7 protein-coding genes are annotated in these 7,578 nt (G+C 70.2%); all 7 read right to left on the bottom strand.

Annotation, left to right across the window (positions count from 1 at the left end):
* Positions 1–1,915 (bottom strand): transglutaminase family protein (locus JLI01S_RS16045; RefSeq protein WP_157075017.1); only part of this gene is annotated, 1,915 nt, incomplete at its 3' end.
* Positions 1,912–3,330: a DUF58 domain-containing protein gene (locus tag JLI01S_RS16040; protein ID WP_068266553.1), complete on the bottom strand. Its 1,419-nt coding sequence runs from the start codon at positions 3,328–3,330 to the stop codon at positions 1,912–1,914. The genes JLI01S_RS16045 and JLI01S_RS16040, both read right to left, overlap by 4 nt.
* Positions 3,331–3,343: 13 nt before the next feature.
* Positions 3,344–4,312 carry an AAA family ATPase gene (locus tag JLI01S_RS16035; RefSeq protein WP_068266550.1) on the bottom strand — a complete coding sequence of 323 codons (969 nt, stop codon included), beginning with the start codon at positions 4,310–4,312 and terminating at the stop codon, positions 3,344–3,346.
* A 13-nt stretch (positions 4,313–4,325) separates the two neighbouring features.
* A complete protein-coding gene (locus tag JLI01S_RS16030; RefSeq protein WP_068266547.1) occupies positions 4,326–5,780 on the bottom strand; it encodes a hypothetical protein in 1,455 nt (484 codons plus the stop codon).
* Positions 5,777–6,505, bottom strand: coding sequence for an FHA domain-containing protein (locus JLI01S_RS16025; RefSeq protein ID WP_068266544.1), 729 nt, complete (start codon positions 6,503–6,505; stop codon positions 5,777–5,779). Before JLI01S_RS16025 ends, JLI01S_RS16030 begins: the two co-directional genes overlap by 4 nt.
* Positions 6,502–6,981 (bottom strand): hypothetical protein, encoded by a 480-nt coding sequence (locus JLI01S_RS16020; RefSeq protein WP_068266541.1) that lies wholly within the window; start codon positions 6,979–6,981, stop codon positions 6,502–6,504. Before JLI01S_RS16020 ends, JLI01S_RS16025 begins: the two co-directional genes overlap by 4 nt.
* On the bottom strand, positions 6,981–7,578 hold a 598-nt coding region (locus JLI01S_RS16015), incomplete at its 5' end, for a hypothetical protein (RefSeq protein ID WP_218005536.1). The genes JLI01S_RS16020 and JLI01S_RS16015, both read right to left, overlap by 1 nt.

The raw sequence follows: 7,578 nt of genomic DNA, 5'->3' as shown, positions 1-7,578 counted from the left end.
CCGGCGGCGGCGGGGGCGGCGGCGGGGGCGGCTCGACCGCGGGCGCCTCCCACTGCGTCGGGACCGTCCCCGCGGGGACGGCCTGCTCGCTCATGTCGGGGATGAAGGTCTGCGGCAGGACCTGGAACCAGTGGCCGTCCGCCTGCCGGACCTCGACCCACGCGTGGATGTCACGCCCCCGGATCACACCGTCGTCCGTGGCGGTCGCGCCGACGACGACCCGGGTGGGGATGCCCAGCCGGTTGCCGATGAGCGCGAGCGTCGAGGAGTACTGCTCGTCATCGCCGGCGAGAGGGTCCGAGTTGAGGAAGTCATCGAGACGCCCGAGCCCGTGGCCCGCTGGGAAGACCTGTCCTGATCGGGCGAGCTCGGCCCGCTCGCCCTCGTCGATCGGTGCGTCGCTCGTCGACGACGTGCCGTCGGTGTAGGTCCCCTCCTGGCGCATCGTCGTCGCGATGTTGCGGAACTGTCCCCAGCTGTCGGTCGCGTCCCCCTTCCACGCCTGGATCCGTCCGTCGACGAAGGAGGAGTCTCCGCTGATCGGCATGCTGCCCGCCGCGACGGGCAGTCGCTCCGGCAGGGCCCCGGCCCCGGGGGGCGGTAGCTCGGTGCGCACCTCGTAGACGTCGCCGGGCCCGATCTTGGGCGGCACGAGGACCGTGTTGGTGCTGAGATTGAGCCACGCCTCGCCCTCGAGGCGCTCCTGCGAGGACCCGAGGAACTCGATGCCCTCGACCCGTCCGGTCGTCAGGATCCACGGGCCCGTGTAGCCGTCGTCGGGGACCGTGACGCGGACCTGGGTCGTGGTCCCGCTGGCGAGCACACCGACGCGGCGACCGAACTGCTGGAAGGCCCGACCGGCGTCGGCCCGCGAGTGGCCCCGCCCGGCGATGCCCCAGGTCGACCCGTCCCACGTGTCGAGGGTGGCCAGCCGCATCGGCGTGGTCGCGGGCACCCCGTCCACCTGCAGGATCTGTCGGTCGTAGAGGCCGGTCGCGCTGGACTCGGTGAACTCCCGGTACTGGGAGAGCGGGGACGCGAGCACGTTGGCGTCGTGGCCCGGCACGATGCCGGTGCGCACGACCCGACGCTCGTCGCTCGAGCCGAGACCCGGCAGGTGCGGGCCGACCAGCGACCCGATGAGCGCGGCGATGCCGAGGAGCACGGCGCCGGCGACGATGCGGGAGATGGCCGGCCTGCGGGCCCCGGGGCGGGCGATGCCGATGTCGGGGTCGAGGTGGTCGCGCAGCGACAGCCACAGGACGAGCAGCAGCCCCAGGGCCAGACCCTGCACCCACTGGGCCGCCGGCTGCATCGTCCCGAGAGCGATCGTCACCACGAGCAGGACTAAGGGGGGCAGCACCAGCCGCAGTCGGGATCGGGTGACCCGGGCGGTGGAGTAGGTGACGGCGGTCCCGAGGAGGGCGAGGAAGAAGGCCACGGCGAGGTGCTGGCCGCGGGCGTCCACCGGAGGCACCAGGGTCAGCAGGTCCATCCAGCCGCTGGTCGGTCCAGCGGCCAGGTCCTTGAAGGTCTGCCCCGTGGGGAGGAAGCCCCACTTCAGGTCGTCCCTGACCGCCAGGGGCCCACCGAGGAGGAAGTACATGACCGCACCGAGTGCGGTGATCGCGATGAGTGGCCACCGGTAGGTTCCCTGCACGTGACCGATGACGAGCCCGAGGAGCACCCCGGCCGCGGCCGCCTGCCACCACTCCCAGCCGAAGAGGACGGTGCGCAGGCCGAGGAGCGCGCAGGCGACGACAGCGATGGTGAAGACGGTGTCGACCCAGTGCTCCCGCCCGGGTCGCATGCGCCCGAGCGTCGCCCGGATCTTGTGCTTGGCGGTGAGCTGGGGTTTGATCATCCCCGGCTTGGGGGCCCCCATCAGACTCATGTCAGCGCTCGCACGGCTCATGCGGGCACCAACCCTCCGACGACGCGTCCCAGGTCGGCCAGCTGACTGATGGTGATGACGCTCAGGCCCCGGACCCGGCGCAGGGTGGTGCGCGACCGGGGGTCGACGACGACAGCCACCTTGTGCACCTCGGTCTCGAACTCGCCCAGACACTGCTGGATCTCGAGGAAGGCCCGGCCGGGCCCGGTGCAGAGCACGGCGACCGAGGAGTCCGGGGCCCGCTGACCCACGGCCCGCGCGGAGCGGACGAGGTCGACGCGGCCCACGCTCGCCGTCGTCAGGGTGTCGAGGACGAGGGGCACGGTGGTCCGCGAGGCGAACCCGTCATTGCACACGATCGTCGCCTCCTGCTCGTCCTTGATCGACTGGACCATGAGCGAGGCGGCGACGGCGATGGAGGTCTCCACGCCCCCTTCGCCATCGGTGTACATCGCGGGATCGGTGTCGACGACGATCCCGAGGTGTGAGCGTCGGGTCTCCTGGAACTGGCGCACGAAGAGCTTGTCGTGCTTGGCCGAGGACTTCCAGTGCACGTGCCGTCGATCGTCGCCCGGCTCGTACTCGCGCAGGGCGTGGAAGGAGATGTCAGCCATGGACAGCTCCGGCGTGACCTCGCCCTCGAGGTCACGCAGCAGACCGTGCGCCCCGGACTCGAGCGCGATGTGGCGTGGGTGGACTTGCATCAGCTGGTGGGTGCCGAAGGTCGTCGTGCGACGGGTGATCCCCAGCGGATCGCCCAGGACGGTCGTCGGTGGGCCGACCGGGATGACTCCGCGACGAGGCGTCGCGATCGGGAAGGAGATGCGATGCGCAGCGCCCTTGCGCAGCAAGGGCACCGGGATGAACTCCTCGGTGTCACCGACGGGCAGGCGCACGAGCGAGGGCAGCATCGTGCGCCGCGAGACATTGGTCAGCATGATGTGGCCCTGCGCCAGATCTCCGATGTCCGACCGCAGCGGCTCGACGACGAGCTCGACATCGGCCCGATGCCGTCCCAGGGAGACCAGGACGCACAGCACGACGAGGGTGAGAGCCGTCGCCGCCATGATCGTCAGCTCGACCCACCCGAGCAGGGCACCGAGCAACCACAGGAGCAGTCCCAACCCGACGAGGGTCCAGCCGAGCGGCGTGATCCAGTCCAGCCGGCCACCGAACCACGTGCGGCGCACCCGCTCGTCGGTCACAAAGACCCCCTGACGGACGGCTCGACCAGCCCCCTTGCCCGCAGCCAGCACTGAAGCACCGGGGAGGGTGACCGTGCGACGGGTTCCCGTCGCACGCTGACGCGTCGACGTCGCCATGCGCTCCAGGCGGTCCTCGTCATCACGGCCACCACCGCTCGGTGGGGCGTCCTGGCGCACCCGGCCGCGCCCACGAGGGGCGTCGGGCGGTGGCGTCGGCAGTCCTGAGGTCATCGGCGGAAGGACCTCAGGCCACGCGCTCGGTCGGCGGGGCGACCTCGCCGAGGATCTTGCCGATGACGTCGGTGACCTGCACGCCGGCGAACTCCGCCTCGGCCGACAGGAGCAGCCGGTGGCTCATGACGGGCTCGGCGAGCATCTTGATGTCGTCGGGGACAACGTGCGTGCGGCCTTGACTGACCGCCCAGGTCTTGGCGCAGCGCACGAAGGCAAGGCAGCCTCGCACCGACAGGCCCAGCCGCACATCGCGGTGGCGCCGGGTCTCCTCTGCGATGCGGGAGACATAGGCCAGGATCGCGGCGTCGACGTGGACCTGGTCCGCGAGCTTGGCCATGTCACCGACGACCGCAGCGGTGACGACCGGGCGCAGGCCCTTGGTGCGGTCCCGGCGGGCGGAGTCGGCGAGCACGGCGACGGTCGCCTCGTGGTCGGGATAGCCCAGCGAGGTCTTCATGAGGAATCGGTCGAGCTGGGCCTCGGGGAGCCGGTAGGTGCCGGCCTGCTCGATGGGGTTCTGGGTCGCGACGACGATGAAGGGCGAACCCACGTCGTGGGTGACGCCGTCGATCGTCACGCGCCCCTCCTCCATGACCTCGAGTAGAGCCGACTGGGTCTTGGGCGAGGCCCGGTTGATCTCGTCAGCGAGGACGATCGAGGCGAAGATCGGCCCGCGGTGGAAGTCGAACTTCTTGCTCTGCTGGTCATAGATCGTCACACCCGTGACATCGCTCGGCAGCAGGTCGGGAGTGAACTGGATCCGGCTGCTGCTGCCCTGGACGGTGGCCGCCACGGCCCGGGCCAGCTGGGTCTTGCCCGTACCCGGGTAGTCCTCGAGCAGCAGGTGCCCCTCGGACAGCAGGCAGGTGAGGGCGAGCCGCACCACGTGCTGCTTGCCGAGGATGACCTGGTCGATGTTGCCGACCATCTGCTGGAAGGCCTGGCTGAACCAGCCGGCCTGCTCCTGGGAGACGCTCATCGTTCCTGCTTCCTCATCCGGATGTCTTCGTGGACTTCGTGCTCGACGACTTCTTCTTCGACGTCTTCTTCTTGGACGTCTTCGTGGTCTTCTTCGACGTCTTGGTGGCGGTGGAGGTCGACGTCTTCGAGGTGCTCGTGGGTGCCGGGGCCTCACCGGGGACCCAGACCTGTGGCGTGTCACCGGAGGGGTCTGCGGGCCAGGCGTCGATCCGCAGGTCCCCGGTCAGCGACAGGTCGTAGACGTGCCCGGTGTCCAGGTCGTTGAGCAGCACCTGCCCGCGATTGTGGCGGACCGCCACACCGTGACGACGCGAGAAGGTCCCGGAGATCGACAGCTCCACAGCCGGTACCTCCACGGTCCCGCACGCGGCGCCCCACCGGACCGCGTCGCCGTCGCCCCAGGCTGCGTACAGGCAGTCGCCGTTGACCACCGGCTCGGAGATCCGTTGGTACCGGAGCCGGCTCTCCGTGTCGTCCATCCCCGAGATGACGCCGACCTCGCCGTCCGAGACCCCGTACTCCTCGGTGATGCGCACGAACCCGGCGCGCTCCCTCGTCTGGTACCCGACGACACCGCTCGTCGGTCCGGCCTGCTGGAGTGCTGCCATGGTGAGGGTCACGCCAGCCGTGTCCTGCGACTCTCCCGGCAGCCCCTGAGGCTTGTCCAGCCCCTCGGCGTGGATCTCGCCCTTTTCGAGGTCGAGGACCACCCAGGCGTCCCCGACGGCAGTGATGTCCGCCGCGCGGCCACCCGTGAAGCCCAGGTCGGTCCGCTCGGGGGAGCCGAATCCCGCTCCGTCGGCCGGGATCTCGACCACGGTGCCGGTCTCGGCAGAGACGACCATGACATCGCCACCGACATCGACCGTGACGCTCGCGTTGGGTCCTGCCGTGGCCAGCTCACCAGTGTCCAGGAGATCACCGATGGGCGTACCGCCCTTGGGATCGAGCCGCTTGGCCCACACCCGACCGGTGGCCTGATCCACCACGGCCAAGGTGTTGCCGTGCATCGCGACCAGTCCGGGCTCATGGAAGTCGACGCCGGTGGCATAGGTCGGGGGAGGGACCTGCACCTCACCATCGATGGGCTCGCCCGTGCGCGAGTCGAAGGCGACCAGGCGCAGGTCGCTCGTGACGCCGACCGCATTGCGCCCGTCCTGCAGGATGTCGGGACGCCGGGTTGCCGCGCTCTGCCTCGACTCAGCTCCCTGCATGACCAGGTCGAAGCCGTGCGCACCCGTGTTGACACGCGCCCAGTAGCCGGATCGGCCGCCCGAGACCCAGATGCTGCCATCGGTCAGCGCGACATCGTGCACCGGCTCGCCATCGGCTCGCACGGCGAGGATCCCCGCGACGACGACCAGCAAGGACACGAGGACACCCGAGATCGCCCGGAGCCACACAGGACGTCGACGTCCCCGGGCACCGGCGGTCCCCTCGGCCGCCCCGCTCCCCTGCACGCTCATCCCCCGGTCTTCTCCTCCGTCTCGGTCAGACCCTCGAGGAGCACCAGATCATCGTCCGTCACCATCCGCGTGGACAGGGCGTGCTCGACCAGACGTGACTTGCGGTTGCTCGCGAGCTTGCCCGGACCGCCGTGGAGGCCACGGATGCCCGCGTCGGCCAGCTTCTGACAGACATTGTCGAGCTTGCGGTTGAACTTCGTGACCTTCCACCCCAGACGCCCGGCGGCCACGGCAGAGCTCGGGATCGTGCCCTGACCGGCACCATCACGCTTGAGGAAGTCCTCGCAGAGGGCGACGACCAGCAGCTTCTGGTCAGGGGTGAGGGAGACGCGTCCGACCGTCGTCTCCCCGCCCTTCTGCGGCAGGAGCACCTCGTTGTCGATGCTCATGAAGCTCGGGTTGTCGACGAGCACGTCGAAGTCATAGGTCGTCGGACCCGCGGTGAACCACACCGTGACCCGCTCGAAGGCGAGAGGGATCCGCGCGCCCGGGCTGAGCCACGCCTGGAAGAGGCCCTTCTTGTCGGCCACGGTCGCGGTGAGGGTGGTGCCGATGTTGGTCAACCACCACCACCCCCCTTCGTGGGTGATCTGGAGGAAGTGGCGGTGCAGGAAGGGGTTGTCGTCGATCTCGAGGTCACCCTCTCGCCCGATCGTCAGCTTGCCCTCCCGGGGGGCCTCGTGCAGCTCCCCGCAGAAGTCGACCGTCACGACGCTGTCACTCATGAATTCCTCACCGTCTCGCACTGGACCTGTGACCACCCGGAGCTCTGCGTGCCGCGCACGACCCGGACCATGCCGCACTGCTGGACGCCCGGCGCCAGCCCGACCCGCAGCTCCCTGCCGTCGACCCGCACAGGCGTCCCCTTGACCGAGTCCGGGTCGCCACCGGTACTGATCTCGAAGTAGTCGCCCTCCTCCAACCCCTCGTACTCGAAGGTGAAGACGAGGGTCTGACCATCAAGATGCACGTCGAGCTCGGGTGTCCCGGTGATGGCGCCGCCTGGCTGTGACGCCTCGGTGTGGGTCGACACCGGGCCGTCGGCGCCATCACGGGTGACCCACAGGACGCCCCCGATGATGCCGCAGACGAGCAGCACCCCGACGATGCTGGCGACGAAGGGCAGCAGACCGACCTGGATCCCCCGGGACGGCGGCTCCGAGGGCGGTGGAAGGGGGGTGGTGCGGGGTCGGGTCGACATCAGCTCTTGTCCTCGCAGGCGGTCTCGCTCCACGGCGAGTAGTCCTCGCCCCGCTGGACCCGCACGCGGGCGCACTGGCGCGTCGCCGAGCCGAACTCCTGGGAAAAGGTGCCCGTGCCCGTGCCCTCGTCGATGTCGGAGACGCCGTAGGCGGTCGCCTTGTCGATGACGTCCTCGGAGAGCGCCGCCTTGACGAGGTAGCGATCGCCCTTCTGGTAGCCGGGGTAGTCGATCGTGTAGATCAGCTGGGAGTCGTCCACCTTCATGGTGAAGCTCGGCGGGCTCTCCAGGGAGGTCCCGGCCTGGGTGTCGGTCGGCGTGTCGCTGCCCTCGCCCCTGCCGTTGAGGGCCAGGGCCGTACCGATGATCGCGACGAGCAGCAAGAACCCGCAGACCCCCGCGATGATCGGGAGCCAGCGCTGCGGTCCGGCCTTGGTCGGTCCGGTACCGCGGCCCTGGTGCCGTGGGCCCGTCGGCGGCAAGGGCCCCGAGGCCTGCGGCCCGGTGGACTGCGGTGGCCGTGGGCCGGACGCCTGGGGCGGTCGGGGTCCCGACGACTGGGCGGGCGGCCCGGGCATCCCCGGTCGCGTGCCGGAT

Origin of the sequence: Janibacter limosus NBRC 16128 (assembly GCF_001570985.1) — a bacterium.
GTDB lineage: Bacteria > Actinomycetota > Actinomycetes > Actinomycetales > Dermatophilaceae > Janibacter > Janibacter limosus.
This window is presented reverse-complemented; position numbering and strand designations above follow the sequence as displayed.

Coding starts and splice junctions, on each gene's coding strand:
- JLI01S_RS16040 (WP_068266553.1), bottom strand. CDS start 3,330: ATGACCTCAGGACTGCCGACGCCACCGCCCGACGCCCCTCGTGGGCGC.
- JLI01S_RS16035 (WP_068266550.1), bottom strand. CDS start 4,312: ATGAGCGTCTCCCAGGAGCAGGCCGGCTGGTTCAGCCAGGCCTTCCAG.
- JLI01S_RS16030 (WP_068266547.1), bottom strand. CDS start 5,780: ATGAGCGTGCAGGGGAGCGGGGCGGCCGAGGGGACCGCCGGTGCCCGG.
- JLI01S_RS16025 (WP_068266544.1), bottom strand. CDS start 6,505: ATGAGTGACAGCGTCGTGACGGTCGACTTCTGCGGGGAGCTGCACGAG.
- JLI01S_RS16020 (WP_068266541.1), bottom strand. CDS start 6,981: ATGTCGACCCGACCCCGCACCACCCCCCTTCCACCGCCCTCGGAGCCG.